This window comes from Rhizobium sp. BK661 (assembly GCF_024808825.1).
Taxonomy (GTDB): domain Bacteria; phylum Pseudomonadota; class Alphaproteobacteria; order Rhizobiales; family Rhizobiaceae; genus Rhizobium.
This window is the reverse complement of sequence record NZ_JANTYT010000019.1, coordinates 1-23,710: the sequence shown is the minus strand read 5'-3', so window position 1 is coordinate 23,710 and position 23,710 is coordinate 1. Positions and strand designations below refer to the sequence as shown.

The following is a 23,710-nucleotide window of genomic DNA, read 5'->3' as shown; positions in this document are numbered from 1 at the left end:
AGGGCCGCGATCATCTCACGTTTCCCCACCCGGGCGACGCCGGCGGGAGATCATGTCTCTGAAATCGTCGACGTATGAAGCAAAATCTGGAACACTAGCGCGATCCTCCGACGAGATCGGATGACCCAGTCGTAAAGCTTGAAAATCGGGTCTTCAGCAGGCAGCCAAGAGCTTACATCGCGGATCCTAAAATAGGAGGGCTATCCACGTGCGTCAGCGCTGCGAGACAACGTCTTGCTTATTGGTTTTGGCCCCTTCGCAATATCATCTTCAGGCCGTATGACGTTGCCGGTTTGGGGAATATTGCTTCTCGGCAAGGACAGCGAAGGCTTGAGTGGTAGAAAGATGTCGCGCACAACATCACTTGCGACCGCTTCCGCATAGCCGAACTGCAACCCAGTCGAGCGATCCAAATTGTAGATGTCTGATCTCACGACTGCCCCATCCTCCCGCCGGACGAGACGCGTTGTTAGTCGAAAGACATCCTTGCCCTCTCGCACGCTGCCATGAAAAAGATAGAGCGTCCTTCCGTGCTCTGGACCCAGCGCCGGATTGAGCTCTGTGACCACTCTCAGCCCCCCTCCAGCAAGCAGTTTGACGATGATGTCGTCCCTGAGAAAGCGTGAGACTTCTGCTGTCTGGCTGTTTCCCGCGTTGTCGAAAGGCTCGACTACTACCGTCGGCGTGGATTCGAAACCTGACACCACAAGCGGACTGGTTGAAAGCCGATCTATGATCAGGAAAGCCATTGCGATGCCAATCGCCGCAAGTCCTATTGCCCCAAGCCGACGATCGGTCGAATGCCAGAGGGCAGAATACCACCAGTCGCTATCGTCAACGGAACTCGCAGGCGTGGAGGCGCGGACACTTTGTCTACCAAACTCAGGGTTCGATCTGAACTGCGGAACATAGCCACCTTTCGGTATAGTAATAAACACAGCTTCAGGCTGAGAAGCCAAGAGATAAAAGCGCTCGAGTTCTCTCCTTATCCGTCCAGCCTCGATGCGCACGGCGGGATCTCCCTGAGCGTCGAAATTCCTCCGCCCAAAAATACTCACGGCGATGGTGTAGGCCTTCAGGTATTGCGCTCTTCCGGCGAGCGTCTCCTCCACGATATAGCGCAGGAACCGCCTCCCGCGCTCGGGGAGTTGAAGATCCCCGCTTGCAAGAATTCGTTCCAGCTGAACCTGAATGTCTAGGTCCGAAGGCTCACTGGATGCCGTCTGCAAACCTGATGAACTTGTCATTGCCCTCCTCCGTTTCCTCACTTCCTTGTTGAAGCACAGCAGAGGAGGCTGCACGATCGTCCGCCCGGAAAGACCGGTTCCTGCTCTCAATCCAATGAATGAGGCGGCTTGCTTCCTTACGGGTCAGCAAGATCGTCGTGACATCCAGTTCAGCAGGTGACCCAGTCAACGCATCCACAACATTGAAAAGTCCGTAAGCCGCGCGGACGCAGACGTATCTCGGTTTGTTCTCCAAAGTCATGCCCATGAGCCCGTAAATCCCTTGGTCGTCCTTTAGGCTGTCAATCTGCTACCAGGCACATTGCGCTTAGTATCGTTAAGGTTAGCAAGGGACGCCATACGTACATTGAGCCAGATCAAAAATGAAAGCCCGTCAATCTTGATCGGCGTCAATGCTGACTGGATCGGATCAGCCATGCTCACAGGCAAATTCAATTCATCTCCAAGGGGGAGGCACCAAAATGAGTTGGAACCGTTGGTATGGCCTTCGAAGTTATATCAGATCCTCATTGTGGATCGTTCCGTTCATCGCCCTACTGCTTTATGTGGCGGCCATCAGATTGGTTTACGCATTTGGGGATTGGCTTCCATGGATCGATGTCTGGCCCTGGGGAGTGGCAGGAACCCAAAGGATGTTGGAAACGATCGTAACGATGACGTTGACCTTCGTCGTCTTCACGTTCGGTTCGCTACTGGTGGCAATTCAAGTCGCCGGTGGACAGTTGACACCCCGGATTATCGCAACGACCCTACTGAGAGATAATGCGATTCGATTCACCGTTGGATTGTTCATTTTTACGTTACTTTTTGCTGCAGGGGCACTTGCCAGGCTTGATACAACAGTCCCGCAGGGCGTTTCAGGCATGGCCGGGCTTCTCGGCTTTCTTTCAATCGCCGCTTTTTTGTACCTGATCGACTATGCTGCCCGCCTGCTCCGCCCCGTTAGCATCATCGCAAGGGTTGGCGAGCGCGGGCATGCCGTCATTGAAGAAGTCTACCCCGAGGAATCGAGCAAGGATGCCTCCAACGACAACACGACTGTGGCTGTTACACCAGATAAAATTGTCTACCATCAGGCTCATCCGGCCATCGTGGTTGCCATCAACCAAAAGGCTCTCCTGGAGCTCGCTGAAAGGACCGACTCCACTATCGAACTTGTCCCGAGAGTGGGCGACTTTATTGGCACCGACGAACCCCTCTTTCGTTTGTACGGGCCCCACCTGCCGGACGTACACCGTTTAAAGAGCCTGGTCGCTCTTGGACCAGAGCGAACCCTTGAGCAAGATCCCACGTTTGCATTCAGGATCATCGTCGACATCGGCATCAAGGCGTTATCCAAGGCTATAAACGATCCAACCACTGCTGTTCTTGCAATCGACCAGCTACAACGACTGTTATGCTTCGTAGGTAAACGACGCCTTCTTGGTGACGAAGTCCGCGGCAAGACGGGGAAGTTGCGACTAGTCCGCAGGACGCCCAACTGGGAAGACTTTGTACAGTTGACGTTCAGCGAGACCCGCTTGTATGGTGCTGAGAACTTTCAGATCGCCAGGCGGTTGCGTGCGGTTATCGAGTACGCCCTGCAAGTTCTGCCTGACGACCGTCGCCCGGCGCTTCTTCAGGAACTGGATCTCATGGATCGCATGTTAGAAAGGATCTACCTTATGCCCGAGGATTTGGCGTTGGCCAGAACGCCTGACTCGCAAGGGTTAGGGGGGGCTGCGAAGCACGCTGCTTCCGCTAACCGGTCCTAATTTTAAGGCGTCGTTCGGGCGCGAACCGGTTCAGTATCTTGGCTAGCACGAATCCCATCAGCAATGTGATGCAGGCTGCCAGTATGCACATCGTGCTCGATCGTGGATCCGCGTCGGGGACGGCTGATAGCGGAGCCAGTGCAGCGCCAACATTTCTTGTCGCAACTCCAAGCGTTACCACGCTTCGCTTGTTATGAGGTAGGCCGACCGTGAGCGCATAGGAACATGCCGCAAGCCCAGTATAATAGATGAACTGAGCCGCAATCGCAAAAGTACCGACGGCACCCACCATGTCGCGCCAGTTCTGCAAAAACGCCGTTGCCAAGAGCACTACAATGTTGAGCACGACAACCTTCCTCACGACGGGATCGAACCTATCCGCCCATCGCCTGGAGAGGCTTCGCACCCCAATGCCAACCCCAAAGGGAGCGAGTACCAACAACAATAGAGGACGTGCAATCACCCCTGGACCCGCGTGAAGGTCTGGCGCCACGAACGGGACCGCGATCGGCATTAATATGATCGTGCCGAGCGCAGCAATAACGATGAATGCCGCCGTGTAGGCAGCGTCGGCCTTTGCAACATCGGACAGAAGCGGCAGAAACGGCGCACATGGTGTTAGGCCCAGCAAAAGCAGTCCAAGCTCATATGGCGTTGGCAGTGCTAACAGCCGGGCGATCACTACGGCGAGAATCGGCCCGACAACAAAACCGGAGAGGACGCTTGCGATTACGAACCGTCTGTCATGTAGTGCGACCCAGGCATCTTTGAGCTCAAGTTTCAAACCGACGTCGACCAAGCTCCCAAGCATAAAAGACACAAGTGCCACCTGAAGAGTGTATTTCAGCAAATCGGTCATCAGCGGCCCTCCGTGGAAATTTCTGTAGGCAACATAACTCGGCGTTCGCAATCCCACCTTGATTTGCTTCAATGTAACCGGCTGGTTTGCGCAATTGGCGTGCCGTGTTTCCAATTACGCCAGCAGCGTAATGATCGTGGGAGAGAATCAAACCTGACACCGCAGCCGAAGCAAATCTTCCGCCTGCGTTCCGGCCTCAGGGGGCTCACTGCCAAGCGTATTGCCGCTTGTCTTTAGCACGAAGCGTGCTTTGGCCTTCGGCGGTACGACGCCATCATGACACGGTTGTCAAACGCGATGGTCAACTGGACCAGGTTCGCATGGACCCAAGACGCTCTCGATGACGGCAATTGCCCGTTCTCTCCTCACTGATGGAGGCGATCCGACAGCTCGGCAGTTCAGCGTGCGCCGATTGTGGGTGGTCGCATGAGGCGTCAAGCCCGGCTGAGAGCGCTAATTTGACGGAGGTCAAGGACAACGAGCGCGAGGACGTCTAGCAATGAGATCTGCGGATAAGATTCAGTACAGGAGGGTCTAATGCGCTACAGTCCATTTCTCACTTTCCCAGACGCCGCCCGGGATGCCGCCGTCTGGATCCGGGAGCTTTCAGAATTGCTTGGATGTGATCAGCGCGACGCTTACGACGTGTTGCGCACGACCATGCATGCGGTCCGCGATAAGATGTCCGCGGATGACAACGCAAAGGTTGGCAATGATCTCCCTTTGGTGCTGCGAGGTCTCTATTTCGAGGCATGGGATCCGATTAAGAGCCACGGCCACAGTGACCTTCAGGATCTTCCGGCCTCACTCCTTTCAGCCTTGCCTCATCACATCGCGTCAGACAGAGATGTATTCGAAAAGCTTCTAAGACTTTTCGAACGCCGCCGGCGTCACAAGAGATCGACGAAGCTCGATCTTGCACTAAAGCTCTGCGCGACTGGCATCGACAGCAACAGTCCGGACGCCGTTGTTCCTCACACGGTGTCGCCCGGACTGCGTTAGTTTCAGGATATCATTAGCGGCGTGTTTTACATGCTCGACGACGCATTCAAAGTAGCTGAATTTATTCAAGCGAAGGGCTACAAGGGAACCGTAGAAGGTTTCAACCTCCGTTCGGTAACGTCTTCGCCATCATCGAGGCCCGGTGTTTAAGGTCCCATGCGGCGACCTCGGTGCGGTTGAAAACATTAGCCGGGACTGGGTATCGACAAATTCCGGATCTCGGTGGGTTACGGCACCGACATTGAGGCCGCTCGCAACTGCCAGACAAAGTTGGTGCCGAACTGAAGGCCGACGCCGCGCTGGGGCCGCTTGTCATTGAGTGGAGGGCCGGCCGCCCAGACGTGCATTCGCGCGCATCAAACAGGCGCAGCTATCCATCCAGTCCCCCGACAGACGAGATAATATTCGTCATTCCAACTGCTGGGCGCTTAAGCGCTGGCCGCTCAAGAAGCGGGGAGGAGCGATAATGACTCATCGAAGCGGCTACGCGTTCGCCAACAAGGATCTGCGCAGAATAAATGTCATGGCGACGCACCACGCTGATGCCAGCATTAATGCTGGTTCTAATCCCAGAACATTCGCTCAATTGGATCGTTCAGCAAAATCCGCTGTCCTGACGCTCACGCTCAATGCGCTTATATCGCTCTTGCCAAAAAGCACGTGCTTTTGGAGACGTCGCGTCAGCGGGGCTTTGTCGAAGCGACGCCTCCAAGCCTGCCCCACTCGGTGGGCGCAGGGCTTCCCATGTGCTATTCAGTGACCGTAAGCTTTGCCTGCATCCCGGACTCAAAGTGCCCCTTGATGTTGCACAAGAGCAAATAGGAACCGGCCGAGAGCTTGGCCTTCAGCTGACCATCGGCGCCCGGCTTGAGATCGGAAACCTCGCCCAGGCTCTTCAACTGCTTCTCGTCCACTCGATGCTTGGACTTGACCAACGGGATTTTTTGATCGGACGTTTTAAGTTTCACCAGAACCATCTCGTGTTCTTCTGTCATTGCGTCGTTGTGAACCGCAAATACCGTCTCACCCGCCTTGATCGTCGACTGGTCGAGGGTAAGCGTCATCGGTCCGCCACCCTCGCCGCCTTCCACGACCTTTACCGTTGTGGCTGCCCACGAGGTACTGGCGATCGAGACCGCCGCAAAGACAGCAAGCCCATAACAAATGATTCTCTTCATTTCATCCGCCTCTTTTATCAGCCCGCGGCCCTACTAGCGGCCGTTTCTGACACTTGCCTGAATACCGACGGATTGGCACACAGCGCCCGACGCCTCCTCTCGAAACCCACCATCCCGAGCGTATTTGTTGGCGATCATGGATTCTAGCTACTTTGGCGAATATCTTCACGACGCTATTTTTGTTTCAGCGCTTGTGAGGCCCGCTATCCCGGGAACGCAATGGAGCGCGCATTTCGGCAGGATGCGGTGATCCTTTGATAGACCGCTCCCCGAATCTGGACGCAGCCGCTGCACGTGGCTCCCGTCTCACAGGGTGCCGGTTTCAATCGCGCCAAAATGTCTGCATTTCTTCCCGGGTCACCTTGCCGTCCTTGTTACTGTCGACACTGTCGAAAATCCGCTTGTGGATCGCTGTCACCTCGTCGAAGGAAAGTGCTCCGTCTCCGTTGCTATCGGCAATCGCGAACATGATTTTCATCTGTGGTCCATGCATCTCCATGGCTCGCTCCATCATTCCCTCTCCCATCATTCCGCCTTGCATCAAGGCCGCACCTGGAAAGCTTTTCTCGATTTGTCTCATCATTCTTTCCATCGGCGACGGAGAAGAATCGTCAGACGTCCCACCAGGGGTTTTGTTGTCCGTCCCATTGGATTGTCCGAAGACGAGTCCGACACTTCCAATCGAAAATATTGCCGCCACCAAGGCTGCCCGTGAGAACCCGGTAGTTTTCATAAGCTATCTCCTTCAACCTATCCCAGCACCGGTTTTCGGTGCGCTAACAAAATCGGATTGAGATTTCCGTCGTAGAGGCGCATGTTACGATGATCGGCTCATTGTGAGCCTGTCCCTCGTCTAATCGTTGACCCAGATCAAAGTAATCGACCGGACCTCGAATTCTGCGAAAGGGGGACCTTCGGTCCATTGACGTGTCGCCTGGAAGCAATTCAGTCCTTAGCTGCAGCCAGGAGCGAAAAAGGTGCGATTGCTGCATCGACGTCCGGGTGGGACGCACATCGCTAAGCAACGCTTTCTTTCGAAACCTTGTGCCATCGCCTCAAGGGTCAGCCAATGCGTCGAAATCTGGACATGTCATACAAACGACTGGGTATCTTTCGCGATTTCGACTGCGCAACATCCGATCTGGCGAAAGATGAATTCAGCCAGTTCGTCGACGGGTGCAACTAGATCGATCTCTCCATCAAGCAGCAAGGCGTTTTCAGGCGTCTCCGGGAAGTCCGCTTCGGCCGGGTCCTACATAGCACGTTCCAAGCTCAAGCCGATCGCCGGTTCCCGCCAGCCCACCTTTAGACCAGTTGAGTGAGCCAATATCCGAGGCAGCCCACTTTCGATCTCAATGGATCGGTGAAGCGCGACAAGCACGCACGTCGGGAGACCTTAGTCTGGCCAGCATGGCGCATATCGCTGGCATTCCTCCAGCCGATGCGCCGATGGCGAGGATATCGTATGGCATTTTGCTGGCCCGCGTTGTTTGCCCTTCTATAAAAGAGCCAACGCGTTCCGCATTGCGGAGGGTTAAACAATGGTTTTGCGGTTTCCTTGGACTGTCCGTTTCAATTCCCAGAACCATCCCTGCCGAAGGCAAGTCGCCGTTCATCGTCCCGGGACCGCTTTTTTCGTGTGGACATTGGCGGGCAGCACCACCGCATTATGTATAGCCATTGATCGGAGAGCTTTCCTGCAGATGTATCTGCAAGACGGAAGGTTCTCAGCTATAACTCGGCTCATTACTTTCATGCAGCCACGACCGCACACCATCCGTCGTCCGCTCGTGAAAGCCACTCGGCCCGACGAGCTTCTCGATCCCGCCCAATCGCATGCTATCCCGTACGGGGTCGCGCACCCTTGAGAAAGCCACAGTGACCCCAATACCCTGAAGTTCCTTGATGAGAGCGAAGAGCTCGTCGGTGGCGCTAACGTCGATAAAGTTGACTGATCCTAGATCCAAAAGGACGCATCTCAGCCCTGGCCGCGCCGTCAAGGATGCCTTCAGGAGCGTGATCATTCGTCCGATACTCGCGAAGAACAGGTCGCCGCCCACCCTCCAAATCAGCAGTCCTGCAAAGGTCTTTGCCTCGGGATGAAGATGTATGTCCCGATAGGCCTCGGTACCGGGAAGTTGTCCGACTTCGGAGCTCAATGGATGGCTTGCATGGTAGATCAGCGTCAAAATCGAGATAACGACTCCCAATACAATACCCTGCGGGACGCCCAGGACGAGTTCGCCCGCCACTACGATGATGCCATTGACAAAAGACCAGGGGCTTCTCCGGAAAAGATCCCGCAGATAACGCGGGGTAGATAGGTGCAGCATCGCGGCAATCACGACCGCAGCAAGCGCGGGTTGAGGCACAGTTCGGAACAACGGCGTCAGGAAAAACAGGGTCAAAAAACAAAGGAGCGCCGCGACCAAGTTGGCCGCTTGAGTTCGAGCACCCGCCGCCATCGCAACCGAGGTTTTCGATAGGCTACCAACAACGAGAAATCCACCCAACAGCCCGCTTAGTATGTTTGCTGGACCGTGTGCGACCAATTCCTGATTGGGATCTATATTTCCACCATTCTCAAGAGCCGCCGCCTTCGCAGCCCCAAGGGCTTCAGCGTAGCCGACCATCACAATTGCGAGCGCTCCTGGTGCAAGCTGGACCCAAATCGCGGGGTCGAGGTTTGGCAGTACTACGTTCGGCAAACCCGACGGGATGTGACCTGCGACATGGACGCCGGTCGCCTCTCCGCCAAGGACGCCAATTGCTATGGTGGCGAGTGCCATTACAAGCAGCGGCGCCGGAACGCGCGGGTTCAATCGTCGCAGGAGCATCATCGCCAACAACGAAATAAGACCAGTCAATGCAGGCGCCAGTGACATGTCATCCAGATGGACAAGAATGTTGCCAAGCCTTTTGAAAAAATTGCCCGCCGAGCCGTTGATACCAAGCAGTTGAGGCACCTGGCCTATAATCGTCACATAGACGAGCCCTTCAATGAAGCCTCTCATGACCGGGGTCGGTATAAAGCTGGCAACCCAGCCCATCCGCAAGAACCCTGATATCAGGAAGAGAGCCCCAATCAGGACCGCTAGACTTGAGGTTAGGGAATTGAACTGCGCGGTCCCCTGTGATGCAATCGCTCCGACCGTTAAGGCTGAGATGAGGCCGGTGGCGGTGTCAGGCCCCACGACAAGCTGGCGTGAGCTACCAAACAGCGCATAGGCAAGGAGCGCTGGTACTATCGTGGTTAGTCCCATGATGGAGGGCACACCGACAATCCCCGAATAGGCCATTCCTTCGGGAACCATCACTGCCCAGAGCGCTACACCAGCGAATGCATCTTGCACCAGCCACTCAGGTCGATAGTTGCCGACCCAGTCTACAATCGGCAAGGCTGCACGGATGGCGGACCTGACATTGGGCTGTTCCATAGCGCCTCGGAAGCTTACAGCGTTGTGGGTTCGCCAGATAGTTCACGAGCGTACCTCTGGCCTCGTCTGTTTATGAAATCCCTCACTGGACGCGGGGAAGCGGGTTTGCCATCATGCCCGGGGCGACGGAACCCCTGCGTGACATACTCGTCGCTCGGCTCGGCGCGCAGACGTAGAACGCAGATTGCGGCATAGGTGAGGATGAGGAGCATTTCCATGTGATTTCCCTTTGGCGCCTGCGGCAACTCGAGCATTCGCCAGCGGATCGGCGTTGGCCAACCCGCTGATCTGTTCGACGTTACCCACCTGCAACGTTAACTCTCTTCGAATAGGAACCCCGTCACATCACGTATCTTCTGTCCAGGAGAGCTTTGCGGGGGCACGGGCGCGCACTTAAACCGGCGATTTGGATCGATTATCGTCCACCACTAGGGAACCAGGACGGCTGCACCTTTGACCAGTCCTCCCCGCAGATCAGCCAACGCATCGTTCGCTCGCTCGAGCGGATATGCGGTGGTGACGGTACGCAGTCCCGCATGTCCAGCGAGATCAAAGAATTCTCTGGCATCGGCGCGTGTCAGGTTCGCGACCGATACCACATGACGCTCTCCCCAAAGTAGCTGATACGGCATGCGCGGTATATCGCTCATGTGGATCCCGCCGCAGACGACAGTGCCACCTTTACGAACCCGTGCGAGGGCGGCTGGCACCAACTCTCCAGCCGGGGCGAAAATGATGGCGGCGTCCAATTCAGCGGGGGGCGCTTCGTTCGACGCGCCTGCCCAGACGGCTCCGAGGTCTAGCGCAAAACGTTTGGCCATCTCATCTCCCGGACGAACGAAAGCATACACATCTTGCTTTCGCCACTTGCACACCTGAGCCAGAATGTGTGCCGCCGCCCCGAAACCGTAAAGACCGATCGTCTTCGCCTCGCCCGCCATCTTCAATGATCGCCATCCTATCAGCCCGGCGCAAAGCAACGGTGCGGTCGCAACCGGATCAGAGTCGTGGGGAAGCACGAAGGAATAGTTCACGTCCACCGCGGCATGCGTCGCATATCCACCGTCAAGCGTATAGCCAGTAAATCCGGGAGAGTCGCACAGATTTTCAGCTCCAGCGAGGCAATAGTGGCAACACCCGCACGTATGGCCGAGCCAAGGCACGCCCACGCGCTTCCCCACGATCTCCTCGGCAACTCCCGGTCCGATTGCGATGACTTCTCCGACAATTTCGTGTCCGAGCACGAGCGGCAACTTGGGATCAGGCAGCGCCCCCTCCACCACGTGCAGGTCCGTGCGACAGACGCCACAGGCCTCCACCCTTAAGAGCACCTGGTCTTTTGCAGGCCGCGGATCAGGTGCCTGTAAAAAACGCAAAGGTGACCCGACCTCTTCGAGGACCATTGTTCGCATGTTGCCTCCGCACCCCATCCATCTACACGTTTGGACGCACCAGATTTTTAGCCTTGATCGATAACAGAGGGCCCGCCTTGATTTGAATCAAAGCGCACTCTCTAAACGGCACTTGAGCGAGCTCTTTCGATCAACTTCCGAGGACCCCACGCGCTGAAATCTCAAGTGGAAGAAAAACCACGGCATTTATCCGAGCGGAGCGCCGAAAGGCGCAAAAAAATGGGAAATTTGACAGACATCAAAGACATGTCGGTGGAACACAGTACGCTCTTCTTATCCAACAAGAGGGCAGTGCGATGAACATCAAAACCACCATGTGCGTATTCGACGTCGGCCGCTGGGACCAGGACATAAAGTCAGCAATTGAATTCTGCGAGACACAGGGCGCCCATATGACGGCTCTCGTTGTTTGCATGGGTCGCGTTCCAGCGATTGCAACCTATGAAGCACTTTCAACAACTTGGTTAGAAGGCCAGCAGAAGGAAATAGACAGGCTAACCGAGGAAGCGAAATCGTTGCGGAAAATCGTCGAAAGGTCAGGCCTATCCTTTGACGTGCAGGAAATCTATACCGAATTCGCATGGGCCGACGATGATATCGCCCAGCATGCTCTCTATGCGGACCTGATTCTCGTCGGCGCACAAGCCGCGGGCAACGAAGAACTCCAGAGCCGGATCATAGACGGTGCGTTGTTTCAATCTCCAACGCCAATCCTCGTCAACCCCCGCATGCAGTCAATCGCCTCAGCTCCAAAATCGGTTCTGCTTGCCTGGGATTCAAGTGACGAGGCCGCGCGGGCCACCCGCCAGTCACTTGAGTTTCTCAAAGGCTGCGATAGCGTCCACGTGACGCTAGTGGATCCGATCGCTAGTAGCTGGGAGAACGGTGAAGAGCCGGGAGCAGACATCGCAACGTTTCTCACTCGACACGGCGTCAAAGTGGAAGTGGATCGCCTTTCGAGCGGCGGACGCCGCGTAGATGAAATCCTTCGCCAACACGCTGTGGATGTAGCTGCCGACATGGTCGTCATGGGCGCCTTCAACCATCCCCGGATTCAGCAACGCCTCTTTGGCGGCGTCACCCGATCGATGCTGAAGGATAGCCAAGTTCCGCTCTTTTTATCGCGATGACGCTGACGCAGCCATCTTGCCTCGGTTTACGAAATTTAGGCCTGGAAAGCAATTAATCCCAGCGGGAGGACTTTATGAGGCCGCAGTTTCATCTGCCACTTATCACACAGCCGGAAGCGACTTCGTTTTCGCTAATCGAGAACGCTATCCAGTTCTCGTTACATCAGGGTGCAGGTCTGATCGCCAGCCTGTCCGCCGCGCGGCGCCATGGTCAGGAGGCGGTCGAAACCTATTCGGAAGACGACGAATTCCAGGCTGATCGTTTCGACCGGGAGGTCGCGGCGCAACTTGTCCGGCATCTGCGCGAGCGGGCAGAAAGGGTTTGTCTCGATATTAGGCTCGTCCCCATGGACTCGGAAGCGATGTCGGCGACCATGAGGCTGGCCGAACTTGCTCGTGCGTACGATGTGACAATTGTTGAAAATACCGAGCTTGCTCGTCCGATAATAGAAGGATGCTTTTTTGACAGTGGCCGCCCGCTGCTTCTTCTGCCGTCTGAGGATTTCTATGGCCGGATCGACAACATCGCGATCGCCTGGGACGGAAGCGCCACGGTGGCACGGGCGCTCTCACATTCTTACCCCATGATTCAGTCCGCGACGAAAGCGACGGTCATACGCGTGCGCGACGCTGCGATCTGGAGCGACGATCTTCTCGACAGATACGTCGAGGCGCTGGAGCACTCGGGCATCGATGTTAACGTGGCAGCAGTACACAGCGACGGCGAAGACACCACCACAATGATACAGGATACCGCCATGGAAGTTCACGCGGACCTGCTTATTGCTGGCGCCTACGGGCACTCCAAAATCCGGGAAGCGCTTGTTGGCGGTGTCACGCGCGGCCTTCTCGACGACCTGCGTATACCAACTCTGCTGTCTCACTAGTCCACAACGTCACCTCGATCGAAGGTGCTGGTCCATAGGGTTCTCAGTATGCAGACGAGCGAACCTATTCGGCTTGAAGAGGCCCGGAAGGAACGTCTCGTGGAAGCAATGGGGCCCATACCTCAGCGGGAGGCAATGGGAAGCGTGCGCGAGGACTACAGCGAGAACGCTGACGCATGTAACTTCTTTCCTCATGGTCAATGTCGATCGCGCGCATATCGTTGAGGCGACGACGGCATCGCTTACGCCGAGCTCATTGAAAATAACCGTCTCCGCTCCCCTGAAGAACTCGAGTTCGAGCTGCTCGACACCGGCGTCTTCGCGAGGATCGGTACCATGACGTCGTGATCGGATATGCGAAAGCCACCCCGGACTAAGGCGAGCTGCATCTGTTGCCGACGCTCTGGTTCAGAAACCACTGGACGTCCCGGACTCTCAAATGCCCTCGGGTCCATCTGCAACCTCTTCAATAGCCACGCATGCCGAACCTATTTTAAAGCCGTAGGCGATGGTTCGATTAAACGTAGGGGGCCCTAAGGTGTGTGAGGTGATCCAGCAAGAGCCGCCAGACTGCGGAAGAAGTTCAGGATGGTCCACGCGGTACACTCTGCCGCTATGGAAGAGAAACCCAAGGCCTCGCCTTCCAGTCACTGCGCTCCGATCCCGAAAGAAGATGCGAATGGGATTTTCCTCGAACGCGAGGGCAATGACTACCTTGTCGTCACTAGATGTCACCACGGGCACTCGACTGGACCAGGAAGGAGCACTGCTGCCCGCTTCAGCCCTGCTTTGCGAGAACCATGCGGCTCTCAATCAGCGCCGCCTGTTGAAGCAAGTACATGCGAACGGACTGCTAGTAGAGTTCACCGGGCTCGGTGGACGCGACTTCTACTAGCAGGGTCCATGTTCGCAGGATAGCGAACGAATTCGCTGACCCTCGCCTGGGCGATCGTCAAAGACCGACGAGCACGAGGCTTCAGGACCTACCTCACGGCTCTAAGAGCATTCAAAACAACCGCGACATCGATTGCCTCCTGAATTAGCGCCCCCTGAACCGGCGGAAGAAAGCCTGCTGCGGCAAATACCATTGCGATCGCAGACAGTCCGATACCCGCTGCCACGCTTTGGGCTGCGATTGATCTTGAATGCTGAGCAACTTTTAAAGCCGTTACCACACCATTCAATCCGCTTCGCAGGAGCACCACGTCTGCGGCTTCCGCTGCAGCGGCCAGGTTCCCACGCGCGATTGCAAGACCGACGTCGGCCGCGGCAAGTGCCGGAGCATCGTTGACACCGTCGCCCACCATCATCACCTTGCCATCCGCCTTCGCGCCGCTAACGACCTCAACCTTGTCCGCCGCGCTGAGATCGGCCTCAACAGCATCCATTCCAAGTCGGTCCGCGATCGCTCTGGCAACCTCGAGCCGGTCGCCGCTCGCAAGCGAAATACGCTTTATGCCCAACTCGCGAAGCTCTTCGATTGCATTGGCGGCGTCAGACCGCAAACTATCTTCGAAACGAATTGCTCCCCGGACTTCTGCGTCGACGCACACAAGCGCGCTTGCCGTGTCGTCGGCAACCAAGGACTGCGGCTCGATGCCTCTTGAGCGCACAAACGCCGGCCCTCCGACGAGCACACGCTGTCCTCCGATAGTCGCCTCCACTCCCTCACCCGCGACCTCAGCCGCCTGTTCCGGCTTGGTGAGAGACAGATGACGGGATTGGGCCTCCGACACGATCGCACGGCCCAGTGGGTGAGCCGAGGCAAGTTCTGCTGATGCGGCCAGTTGAAGGAGACGGTCAGGGTCGTCGTTTCCAAGCACGTTTGCGACAGTCGGCTGGCCGATCGTCAGCGTACCCGTCTTGTCAAAGATGACGATCTCGATCTTCGACAAGGCTTCAAGAACTGCGGCGCCCTTGATCAGAATACCTTTTCGGGCAGCCTTCGATATTCCCGCTACCAACGCCACTGGAACAGCCAGAATAAGCGGGCACGGTGTAGCTACGACGAGAACGGCTAGCAGCCTTACACTTTCTCCCGAAGCCGCAACTGCCGCCGCGGCTACAAGCAACGTAACTCCGAGAAACCAGAGACCCATCTGGTCCGCAAGTCTGAACATTGGCGCTCTGGACTTCTTTGCCAGTTCAACCAAGCGTACGACATGCGCGTAGGTACTGTCTCTGGCGAGTTTTGTGGCGATTAACTCAAATGTGTCGCCGGCGTTGGATGCTCCGCTCTGCACAGCCTCTCCATGCAATAAACGAACCGGCAGCGGCTCCCCGGTCAATGCGGACTGATCGATAACCGCCGCGCGTCCCTCGATTGTTCCGTCGACAGGAACGACGTCGCCGCGACGAATGAGGAGGCGATCACCGGGTGTGATCGCTCCAATCGATACCTCGATGAACTCGTCATCGTTGATGCGCAACGCACTGCGGGGCACACGGGAAAGAAGATCGGTCATGCCGCTTTCGGCGCGTCGGTGGGCATAAGACTCGAGAAAGTGGCCGCCGGCGTACATAACCGAGACGATCGCACCCGCTAGGTATTGGCCGAACCAAAGTGCCGCTCCCATGGCAAGGGCTGCGATAAGATCTAGTCCGAATTCTCGGCGGCGAAGCTTGGCAAACATTTCGACTGAAAGGCAACACAGCACGATAATGATACTGAACACGAGAAGAACGTCCGCAGCTTGGCGTACTTTCAGCAGCGCAAGGAGAAGACCGCTTATAAGAAGGCAGAGTGCGCTGCAGAATAGTGTAAGGGACCAATACCGCTCGATGATGAGTCTTGCTCGAACTCTCAAGAAGGTTTGCTGGTCTGATGATGCGGCTTCGACTGCTTGCATGCCGCTCGTCCTTTCCGAAAGCTCGGCTTCGAGCCAGCCTTTCATAAACCAGGTTCGTTTCCTTGATCTATGACAATGAAGACGGAGGTTAATCGCGCGAAAGATCAGATCGGTTGCTGGTCGGGAGGACGCCATGCCGTATAACTATATCGTCGGCCAGTTGCTGCGAGATGACAACCTTGCCGCCTTTTCCCTTATCTGCAGCGTTGTGCCCACGTTCGACGAAAAGGACTGGGCCGCTCTGTTGCACGACACGCGAAACTGGCAGTGCATAAGTGCGCGTGATATCGCAGGCCGTGTAAGAGGCTTGGCAGTTTTCAGGTTGCGAATGCACCCGGAGGCTGGCCTATTGATGGATGTGCCGATCTTCATAGCTCTAAGCGCCGGTGATCATCATGAGATCGCCGAGCGACTTTTTTCCTCGCTTGAAGCCCAAGCCGCGGCATGTCGATTTATGCGAGTCTGGAACAAACTCCCCGAGACCCTGCAGGAAATAGAAGATCCTGATTTCTTTCGTCGCTGGGATCATGGGCTCATCTATCGCGTTCATCAATGAACGCTCCCGCCGGCTTTGCGGTAAAGACGTACCCAACGGATCGAATGGACTTTATGAGTTCCGGGCGTGCTGGATCGATTTCGATCTTTCGCCGCAATCGGGAGATTTGCGTATCAATGGACCGATCAAAGGCGTCGCGTCCGCGGTGTCGGGTAAGATCCATCAGGGCGTCTCGACTAAGAACCCGACCTGCATTGCGGATAAACGCATCAAGCATGTCGAACTCTCCGCTGGAGAGCTCAATCTCGAGGTTCTCGGGATTGAGAAGTTTGCGCTTCTGCCTGTCAAGTTGCCATCCATCGAAGACGAGTAAATCATGTTCCTTCGGGCCTGGAACGGGAGCCGCTTGGTAGCGACGCAGAATCGACTTTAGCCTTGCGTGGACTTCGCGCAAATGAAACGGCTTGACGACATAATCGTCTGCTCCGATCTCCAGGCCAACAACGCAATCGACAACATCCTCCCGCCCCGTGAGGATCATGATTGGGATGTTTGAGGTGCGGCGTATCTCTCGGGCCAGGTCTAGTCCATCCTGGTCAGGAAGGACCAGATCGAGGAGAATGATATCGAAGGCCTTGGCCTTAAGCGACAACCTCATTTCCTCACCGCTCGCGGCGCACGTGACCTTGTATCCCTCGTGCTCGAAGTATCGCTGCAGCATCTGTCGGATGCGCGGGTCGTCATCCACGACAAGAATTGCCGTCTTGATTGGAGAAGACCCAACTGTCATCGTCAGCACCGCCCTGCATCATTGCTGTTGAACGAGCCCGAAATGGTCTGCCGGGCCACATTACGCCGGTTCTATTGTGCGTCAATGACACCTTTCGTCGCTCTTAAATAGCGACAATAGGTGCAAGGCCGCTCGGTTCGAGCCCCCTTAGCGCGCGCCAGTTACACTCTCTATAGGTCGGCCAAGTTATTCCCAAGGCTCAAGCCGGGCCCACCATGCCATCTCTCCTGGAAAAGCAATTGCTCCACCCCCACGCGATTGTGCAGGCGCCCTAGCAGAAATGGCTGCCCTCTGCGTCTTCGCCCCCGCCTCGCAGAATAGCCGCATCAGCAAGTCCATTACCATCGAGACACGACTGTCTGCGATGGAATAGTAGACTTGGCGCGACTGGCGGCGCGTCTCGACGAGCCGTGCTTGCCGAAGTTCCGCGAGCTGCTGTGAGAGCGCCGGCTGCTTAAATCGGAGGACACTTTGGATTTCACTGACGGACCGCTCGGTTTGCGCGATATAGCAAAGCAGCATCAGTCGGCTTGGTGTACTGAACAGGCGCATGAATTCGGCCGCTTCGGACGCCTTTTCCTGCATTTCCTCGAAAGAAAGGATGCCACCAATCATTCGCGACGCTCCCGATAATACCAGGCTTCGCCCTCGCGCGGCTCATCGAGCTCGTCCATGTTGGCCGCTACGGGCTCAAGCAGCGCGGTTCCACGCATCCAACCTTCCGGAGCAAGCGCACCCTCCTTCTCCGTCGCCTGCAGCGCCTCGACAAGACGGAGGAGCTCGCCAACAGACCGGCCGACGTTCATCGGATACCAGACGATGGCACGAATGACGCCTTTTGGATCGATAACGTACGTAGCTCGGACCGTCCCGCTGTTTTCGGAAGAGCCGTCCAACATGCCATAGGCACGCGCGACAACCATGCCGGCGTCCTCGATTAACGGGAATGGCACTTTGACCGCGAAGCTACGCTCAATGTCCCTCAGCCAGGCCACATGAGAGTACAGACTGTCGACCGAAAGACCCAGCAGGTCGCAATTGATCTTGGAAAAACTCTCATGAGCACGAGCAAACGCGATGAATTCGCTCGTGCATACCGAGGTAAAATCTGCCGGATGAGAGAAAAACAGTAACCAGCGCCCCCGGTATCTGGAAAGCGAGACCTCACCGAGCGTAGATCGCGCCGCAAAACCCGGCGCTACCTCATTAATCCGCAAAACAGCCGGCGACAGCTCATTGTCCGCGCTCACTTGAGCCTCCCTGGTCGGTCAGCTCCAAACATACAACACTTGCACTATTACTGTAAATATGCAATATTAGCCACATTGCATTCTTCTGGAATGTGACCCCTCACACATGATGTGGCCCCAGCGAGCCTCATGCCACGACTGAAATGCGTCTGGTTTTGGTTCGTCGCGCGCAAGTGGAGCGAATGTAGAAGCGATATTCACGTCATGCCGGGCGCGCACGAAAGGTCGCTATGCGACTTAGCAAGTGCCTCGACACCAACCTGTCAGATTTAAACAGCTCAGTGAATGCGACATGACCCAACTTAACTATATCTGGCCGCTGTCCGGCGGCCTGCTGATCGGCCTTTCTGCAGCGCTCTATCTGCTTCTCAACGGTCGTGTGGCGGGGATTTCCGGTTTGGCCGCCTCTGCACTCGGATGGACCGGCGTAGGCTTTAGCCCACTGGGCATAGGGTTTCTTGCGGGCATCATCGGCGGCGCGGCCAGCACGTTCGCTCTTCTGCGACCCACGGAACTTACCATCACCTCGTCACCGATTCTTCTCATAGCTGGCGGCCTCCTGGTCGGCTTTGGTACCCGTCTCGGTTCGGGATGCACGAGTGGTCACGGCGTCTGCGGGCTTGCAAGGCTCTCCACCCGCTCAATCGTGGCGACCATCACCTTCATGGCGACCGCTGCTGCGACTGTCTATGTCAGCCGCCACCTGATTGGAGAGATGTGATGAGCAGTCGAACCCTCGTTTCGATCCTGTGCGGTGTTTTGTTTGGCGTCGGCCTAGTCCTTTCTGACATGGTCAATCCGGCGCGCGTGCTCGGCTTTCTCGACTTTTCGGGGTCTTGGGATCCGTCGCTAGCCTTTGTCCTTGGTGGAGCGCTGATCCCATCAGCCATTGCATATGTAATTAAGCGAAATCAGTCGCGGCCGGTTTTCGACAAGAAATTTCATGTTCCGGCCAGCCGTACGATCGACGCAAAGCTTCTCTTCGGTGCAGGTTTCTTCGGTCTAGGCTGGGGTCTGGTAGGCCTTTGTCCAGGCCCCGCAATTGCCTCACTCGCCACCGGCCGTTGGGAGGCTGGCCTCTTCGTAGCTGCCATGATCCTCGGAATGTTCGTTTTTCGAGCCGTTCAATCCCGGCAAAACGCGCCGATCTCGGTCAACTGAGAAGCGGACTGGCTGGCTAGACCCTGGGACCCCCAATACCTTTGGCCTGAATCGATATGAAGCCATACCGGCGCGCTGGTAGATCTCCAGTTCGCTACGAGCGGACATGATCCAAGCCGGCTGCAGCACATGGCGTAATCGGTTTGCATCTCCAATGTGCAGCGCACGACGCTCTCGTACATAAGTTGCCATAGTGATCGACGCCGAGAAGATTGCTTGCAGAATCTCGGCTATCTCCTGCTGGCGGCTGGCGTGACGTGACCTTGTGAAAAAGCTGGGCAGCGCAGAGCTCGCGCGCAGTCATTCATAAACTGAACGTCTTGCTGGGTCAGGGATTTTCCGACCTCTTGGCCTCGCTGCAACGTCTGCCTGACTGCATCGTTGACCCTTTGCCCAGAATTTAGATCGGCTACTCTCTGCAGATTTCATGCCCGCAGCGACACCGTTGGGAGAGCAGTCATTTCGCTCATATCCTCCAAGGATCCTCGCTCAGACCTTGAGTGCATGGCACTGAACGGCGCGAGGGCAAAACCACTTTATAGAATATTTTGAACTCAGACAGGAAGCCGACAGCTTCACTGCCTTATCGATGTCCTTGTCGCCCACGACGGGCATTCAAAGAGGACAGATCATGAAGTTGAACATAATCGCCGCAGTCGCGATCGTATCGGCAACACCAGCAATGGCGCTCGCAAGCCCGAGCTGCACCGCCGAGCCAAAGTCGAAGTGGTTGTCTGAGGAGGCCATGAAGGCAAAGATCGACGTGCTGGGCTACAAGGTCAAGACGTTTGAGGTCACCGGCAACTGCTACGAGATCTACGGCAGGGACAAGAATGGCAGTCGCGCCGAGGTGTATTTCAATCCAGTTACCGGTGCGATTGTCCAGAAAGGCGGCTGAGATGACCATAGTCAATTCGCAAAGGGAGGGCCATGCGCCCTCGCCACCTGCAGGTGAAGCCACGATCAAGGTGTGGGATCCGATCGTTCGGGCATTTCACTGGACGGTGGTTATCGCATGTATGCTCAACCTGTTCGTGCTCGAGGAAGGCAAGTACTGGCATCGCGTGACGGGGTATGTTGTTGCCACGGCGATTGCCGTACGCATTGTTTGGGGCTTTATTGGCACGAGACATTCCAGGTTCAGCGATTTTCTTCCGACACGCGCAAAGGTGATGGACCAGGTCTTGGGCATCGTCGACGGGCATGAAAAAAGGTACATCGGTCACAGCCCCCTAGCTTCAGTCATGATGCTTTCACTAATGGCGCTTTTGGCGGCGACGGTCCTTACAGGTTGGATGACAACGATCGATGCTTTCTGGGGAGAAAAGTGGCTGGAGGAGTTGCACGGTGCGATAGCCAACAGCATCATGGTCTTGGCCTTCATCCATGCAGGAGCCGCCGTGGTCGAAAGCTTGAGGCATAGGGAAAATCTGGTCTGGTCAATGATTACTGGTCGGAAAAGGGCATGAGGATTCTGCTGATTGAAGACAGCGCCCGGCTCCGAGAATTGCTTTGTGAGGCTATCAGAAAGGTTGGTTGGAGAATCGACGCCTTCGGAACATCGCAAGAGGGCCGGCTGGCCCTTGACGGTGCTGACTACGATCTTCTTCTTCTTGATCTCGGCCTGCCCGACGAGGACGGGATAGACGTGCTCAAGTCACTGCGAAGCGCAAGAGTTCAGATGCCTGTCCTTATATTGACTGCGCGCGGCGCAATCGATGAGCGAATCGCCGGCCTTGATGCTGGCGCAGATGATTACCTTGCAAAGCCTTTTCATAACGGCGAACTGATCGCGCGCATCCGTGCTCTCATGCGGCGGGCTCCGAACACCACGATGCCCACATTGGAATTTGCCGACCTTAAACTCGATCTTGCTTCGAGGCGCGTAACATGCGCTGGCGCCGAGATTGCGCTTGCTCCGTCGGAAAAGGATCTCCTTGAACTACTGATGCGCAATGGCGGAAAGGTGGTCTCCAAGGGTAAGATTGAACACGCCTTTTCAGAATTCGGTGACGAAAGAAGCAGCAATGCCGTCGAGTTGGCGATTTCAAGGCTACGAAAGAAACTGGAAGGGCATCCGACCGGATCTTTGATCGAGACTGTGCGAGGCGTCGGCTACCTGATGCGGGAGGAACACGCGTGAGCCGCTGGCATCCGACTCTTGGTGCGATTCTCACCAGACGAATAGCGTTTTTTGCAGTGCTCGCAATGGTCGTGCAACTCGCGGTGATTTTCTCGGACTACTACTGGAATGTCGGCGAGCTGTCCCGTCTTTTCGTGGAGCAGGAAACCGAGCGCCTCGCTTCTGGCATAGCCCTGGAAGGCGAAAATGTCCGATATCAGCTCCCAGAAAGCCTCAAGCAACGTTATGGCACCCGATCGTCCGGTTATGTCGGCAGAATTCGTGACGGCAATGGTACGCTTGTGTTTCAGTCCTGCGACGATGCCTGTGAACGTCACTTCCTCCCCGCTGATGTGAATCCACCCGATTTCTGGCTGAGGTCGTTGACGACAGGCAAACCGCTGACCTTGGTCGGCGGCAGGGCCTTCGTGATCGGAGATCGACGTTTTATCGTCGATGTCGCAACCATTGAAGACCCTCAAGATGTGGTCTCTTCGGTTTTTTGGAGGGAAGTCATAGAACATATGCTGGTTCCGATGAGCATCTTGCTCGTCCTGGTTCTCGGCGCCACTTTGCTCTCCGTAAGGCAGGCATTGAAGCCCGTACGTGCCGCAGCTAACGCCGCCGATGATATCGATCCCATGGACGCGCGTTCGCACCTGAATTTCGACGGCATGCCGCGCGAGGTTGCCCATCTCGCGATTGCCATCAATCGTGCCTTCGAGCGGGTCGGCGAACTGATGGCGTCGCAGAAGGTCCTGACGTCGGGAATAGCACACGAAATCCGCACGCCGCTTGCGGCAATCAAGCTCGAACTGGGAAACATCGACCATCCTCGCGCCCGCAAGGCGGAAGCCGATCTTGATGATCTCGTGGCCTTTGTGGCAGCGCTAACAGCGCTCGCGCGCCTCGACAGCTTCGACCATGGGATGTTCGAGGACGTCGATCTAGTAGCACTGTCGTGCTCCGTCGTAGAACAACTTGCTCCATGGGTGTACGAGCACGGCCATTCACTTGAATTCCATCCTCAAGTCGAAATCGCTCTTATCAGAGGGGCGCCAGCGCTCATTCGCGATGCTCTACGCAATCTCGTGGAGAATGCTGTGCGTCACACGCCCGCCGGCACCTCTATCCTCGTATACGTGGCAGCCAAGACTATTCGCATCGAGGACAGGCGTACCAACACCGCAAAGAACGAAGCCAAGCCAGCTGAGTACGCCGACAGCCTCGGTATCGGCCTGAGGATCGTCAGACGCATAGTCGAATTGCACCGTGGCAATCTTCACCAGTCAACATCGAGGCTAGGTCACGTCTTCGAGCTCCGTTTCGATGACAACTATGCGCCAAGTTCGACGCATAAAGTCTGAAACCACAATAAACGAACAGTTCTCGTTGCAAGATTTCTAACGATCGCCCAAAGGTCTAACCGGCGTTCCGCTCCCACGTTGTCCTCGCCGCCGGCACGCGCCTATCCTGAAAAGCCTGAAGACGAGCGACGGAAGATCGCTCTTGACCGGTGGGGAAATTTGGGCAGGCTTGCCGCCGAGTATGTCTTCCTGGACCAGCTATTCGATTTCGATCCTGCCCGACCTGAATCCGGACGGATCGAGGTCTGGATTTGAAGACTTCATGGAGCTTTTTTACAAGAGGCGGCCCTTCATCGTCTTTAGCGTTCATATAGGCAATTTCGAATTGCTGGCTGTCGTTGGCGCTGCATTCGGTCTCAACCTGACGGCACTCTGCCGCCCCCAAACAATCCCCACATCGCCTCAGAACTCTCCTGATTTCCAAGCGAAAGGATGGGCAACCTCGTGCCGTCGCCCGTGGGATCATCTTTCGCACTTGCGCGGCATTGGAGCGTGGAGGCGGCGTAGGCTTGCTGGTTGGCCAGAAATTTCGCAAGGCCCTTTCGACCACGTTTTATGGGCAAGACGTGCGGACAATCCCGTTGCTCGCCAAGTTGGTACGGCAGTGCAATTTGTGAGTCTACTCTGCCCGCTGCTTCGGCCGCCGGGAAATCGAATATCGGCGCGAACTAGAGGGTCGTGTCCCGCCGAATGGTGTAGGTCGGCGGTAGCGAAGCCGCTCGTGAGCGCGTTCTCAATCGCGCCGTAGCGAGCGAGCAGCGAAGCGGCG

The 23,710-nt window shown here is 56.2% G+C and carries 23 protein-coding genes and 2 pseudogenes; 14 read left to right on the top strand and 11 right to left on the bottom strand.

Annotated elements, in window-relative coordinates; translation table 11 throughout:
- Positions 1–200: 200 nt before the first annotated feature.
- Both FHX16_RS25475 and FHX16_RS25470 read right to left on the bottom strand, forming a co-directional pair.
- Complete coding sequence (locus FHX16_RS25475; RefSeq protein ID WP_183864985.1) at positions 201–1,247, bottom strand: hypothetical protein; 1,047 nt, start codon at positions 1,245–1,247, stop codon at positions 201–203.
- Positions 1,210–1,494 carry a hypothetical protein gene (locus tag FHX16_RS25470; protein ID WP_259131040.1) on the bottom strand — a complete coding sequence of 95 codons (285 nt, stop codon included), beginning with the start codon at positions 1,492–1,494 and terminating at the stop codon, positions 1,210–1,212. Before FHX16_RS25470 ends, FHX16_RS25475 begins: the two co-directional genes overlap by 38 nt.
- Positions 1,495–1,708: 214 nt before the next feature.
- On the opposite strand from FHX16_RS25470, the gene FHX16_RS25465 reads away from it, so the two are divergent.
- Positions 1,709–3,001: a DUF2254 domain-containing protein gene (locus tag FHX16_RS25465; RefSeq protein ID WP_183864984.1), complete on the top strand. Its 1,293-nt coding sequence runs from the start codon at positions 1,709–1,711 to the stop codon at positions 2,999–3,001.
- Here FHX16_RS25465 and FHX16_RS25460 read toward each other — a convergent pair.
- Positions 2,988–3,860, bottom strand: coding sequence for a bile acid:sodium symporter (locus tag FHX16_RS25460; protein ID WP_259131038.1), 873 nt, complete (start codon positions 3,858–3,860; stop codon positions 2,988–2,990). The genes FHX16_RS25465 and FHX16_RS25460 overlap by 14 nt on opposite strands.
- 537 nt (positions 3,861–4,397) lie before the next feature.
- Here FHX16_RS25460 and FHX16_RS25455 point away from each other — a divergent pair.
- Both FHX16_RS25455 and FHX16_RS25450 read left to right on the top strand, forming a co-directional pair.
- Positions 4,398–4,862 carry a DUF2267 domain-containing protein gene (locus FHX16_RS25455; protein WP_183864982.1) on the top strand — a complete coding sequence of 155 codons (465 nt, stop codon included), beginning with the start codon at positions 4,398–4,400 and terminating at the stop codon, positions 4,860–4,862.
- 3 nt (positions 4,863–4,865) lie between these two features.
- Positions 4,866–5,182: pseudogene (locus FHX16_RS25450) on the top strand (mechanosensitive ion channel domain-containing protein); the annotation flags it as partial.
- A 429-nt stretch (positions 5,183–5,611) separates the two neighbouring features.
- Here the strand turns inward: FHX16_RS25450 and FHX16_RS25445 are convergent.
- From FHX16_RS25445 to FHX16_RS25430, 4 genes are all read right to left on the bottom strand, one after another.
- Positions 5,612–6,040: a sulfocyanin-like copper-binding protein gene (locus FHX16_RS25445; protein ID WP_183864981.1), complete on the bottom strand. Its 429-nt coding sequence runs from the start codon at positions 6,038–6,040 to the stop codon at positions 5,612–5,614.
- 322 nt (positions 6,041–6,362) lie between these two features.
- On the bottom strand, positions 6,363–6,773 hold the full coding sequence (locus tag FHX16_RS25440; protein ID WP_183864980.1) for an EF-hand domain-containing protein: 411 nt from the start codon (positions 6,771–6,773) through the stop codon (positions 6,363–6,365).
- A 994-nt stretch (positions 6,774–7,767) separates the two neighbouring features.
- Positions 7,768–9,477, bottom strand: coding sequence for a SulP family inorganic anion transporter (locus FHX16_RS25435; protein WP_259131035.1), 1,710 nt, complete (start codon positions 9,475–9,477; stop codon positions 7,768–7,770).
- A 428-nt stretch (positions 9,478–9,905) separates the two neighbouring features.
- Positions 9,906–10,889 carry a zinc-dependent alcohol dehydrogenase family protein gene (locus FHX16_RS25430; RefSeq protein WP_259131033.1) on the bottom strand — a complete coding sequence of 328 codons (984 nt, stop codon included), beginning with the start codon at positions 10,887–10,889 and terminating at the stop codon, positions 9,906–9,908.
- A gap of 296 nt (positions 10,890–11,185) precedes the next feature.
- Here FHX16_RS25430 and FHX16_RS25425 point away from each other — a divergent pair, with 296 nt between their 5' ends.
- The 3 genes from FHX16_RS25425 to FHX16_RS25415 all read left to right on the top strand — a co-directional run bounded on the left by FHX16_RS25425 (position 11,186) and on the right by FHX16_RS25415 (position 13,801).
- The gene (locus tag FHX16_RS25425; protein ID WP_183864977.1) at positions 11,186–12,019 is read left to right on the top strand and encodes a universal stress protein; all 834 of its coding nucleotides are present in this window, start codon (positions 11,186–11,188) and stop codon (positions 12,017–12,019) included.
- 74 nt (positions 12,020–12,093) lie between these two features.
- Entirely contained in the window at positions 12,094–12,906 is an 813-nt protein-coding gene (locus FHX16_RS25420; RefSeq protein ID WP_183864976.1) for a universal stress protein, read from the top strand.
- Positions 12,907–13,612: 706 nt separating this feature from the next.
- Positions 13,613–13,801, top strand: coding sequence for a hypothetical protein (locus tag FHX16_RS25415; RefSeq protein WP_183864975.1), 189 nt, complete (start codon positions 13,613–13,615; stop codon positions 13,799–13,801).
- Between the two features lie 88 nt (positions 13,802–13,889).
- On the opposite strand, the gene FHX16_RS25410 is transcribed toward FHX16_RS25415, so the two are convergent.
- Positions 13,890–15,581, bottom strand: coding sequence for a heavy metal translocating P-type ATPase (locus FHX16_RS25410; protein ID WP_259131031.1), 1,692 nt, complete (start codon positions 15,579–15,581; stop codon positions 13,890–13,892).
- 307 nt (positions 15,582–15,888) lie between these two features.
- Here FHX16_RS25410 and FHX16_RS25405 point away from each other — a divergent pair, with 307 nt between their 5' ends.
- Positions 15,889–16,311, top strand: a complete 423-nt coding sequence (locus tag FHX16_RS25405) for a hypothetical protein (RefSeq protein WP_210296809.1) — start codon at positions 15,889–15,891, stop codon at positions 16,309–16,311.
- On the opposite strand, the gene FHX16_RS25400 is transcribed toward FHX16_RS25405, so the two are convergent.
- From FHX16_RS25400 to FHX16_RS25390, 3 genes are all read right to left on the bottom strand, one after another.
- Complete coding sequence (locus FHX16_RS25400; protein WP_183864972.1) at positions 16,289–17,041, bottom strand: response regulator; 753 nt, start codon at positions 17,039–17,041, stop codon at positions 16,289–16,291. The genes FHX16_RS25405 and FHX16_RS25400 overlap by 23 nt on opposite strands.
- A 186-nt stretch (positions 17,042–17,227) precedes the next feature.
- A complete protein-coding gene (locus tag FHX16_RS25395) occupies positions 17,228–17,656 on the bottom strand; it encodes a helix-turn-helix transcriptional regulator (RefSeq protein WP_183864971.1) in 429 nt (142 codons plus the stop codon).
- On the bottom strand, positions 17,653–18,291 hold the full coding sequence (locus FHX16_RS25390; protein ID WP_183864970.1) for a peroxiredoxin: 639 nt from the start codon (positions 18,289–18,291) through the stop codon (positions 17,653–17,655). Before FHX16_RS25390 ends, FHX16_RS25395 begins: the two co-directional genes overlap by 4 nt.
- A gap of 292 nt (positions 18,292–18,583) precedes the next feature.
- On the opposite strand from FHX16_RS25390, the gene FHX16_RS25385 reads away from it, so the two are divergent.
- From FHX16_RS25385 to FHX16_RS25355, 7 genes and pseudogenes are all read left to right on the top strand, one after another.
- The gene (locus FHX16_RS25385; protein ID WP_183864969.1) at positions 18,584–19,012 is read left to right on the top strand and encodes a YeeE/YedE family protein; all 429 of its coding nucleotides are present in this window, start codon (positions 18,584–18,586) and stop codon (positions 19,010–19,012) included.
- Positions 19,012–19,452: a DUF6691 family protein gene (locus FHX16_RS25380; protein ID WP_183864968.1), complete on the top strand. Its 441-nt coding sequence runs from the start codon at positions 19,012–19,014 to the stop codon at positions 19,450–19,452. The genes FHX16_RS25385 and FHX16_RS25380 overlap by 1 nt, the downstream gene beginning before the upstream one ends.
- 631 nt (positions 19,453–20,083) lie before the next feature.
- The gene (locus FHX16_RS25375; protein WP_183864967.1) at positions 20,084–20,350 is read left to right on the top strand and encodes a PepSY domain-containing protein; all 267 of its coding nucleotides are present in this window, start codon (positions 20,084–20,086) and stop codon (positions 20,348–20,350) included.
- A 1-nt stretch (position 20,351) separates the two neighbouring features.
- Complete coding sequence (locus tag FHX16_RS25370; RefSeq protein WP_259131023.1) at positions 20,352–20,921, top strand: cytochrome b/b6 domain-containing protein; 570 nt, start codon at positions 20,352–20,354, stop codon at positions 20,919–20,921.
- A complete protein-coding gene (locus FHX16_RS25365; protein WP_259131021.1) occupies positions 20,918–21,595 on the top strand; it encodes a response regulator transcription factor in 678 nt (225 codons plus the stop codon). The genes FHX16_RS25370 and FHX16_RS25365 overlap by 4 nt, the downstream gene beginning before the upstream one ends.
- Positions 21,592–22,941 carry a HAMP domain-containing sensor histidine kinase gene (locus tag FHX16_RS25360; protein ID WP_259131019.1) on the top strand — a complete coding sequence of 450 codons (1,350 nt, stop codon included), beginning with the start codon at positions 21,592–21,594 and terminating at the stop codon, positions 22,939–22,941. The genes FHX16_RS25365 and FHX16_RS25360 overlap by 4 nt, the downstream gene beginning before the upstream one ends.
- A 99-nt stretch (positions 22,942–23,040) precedes the next feature.
- Positions 23,041–23,624, top strand: a pseudogene (locus tag FHX16_RS25355) (lipid A biosynthesis lauroyl acyltransferase); the annotation flags it as partial.
- Between the last annotated feature and the right edge of the window lie 86 nt (positions 23,625–23,710).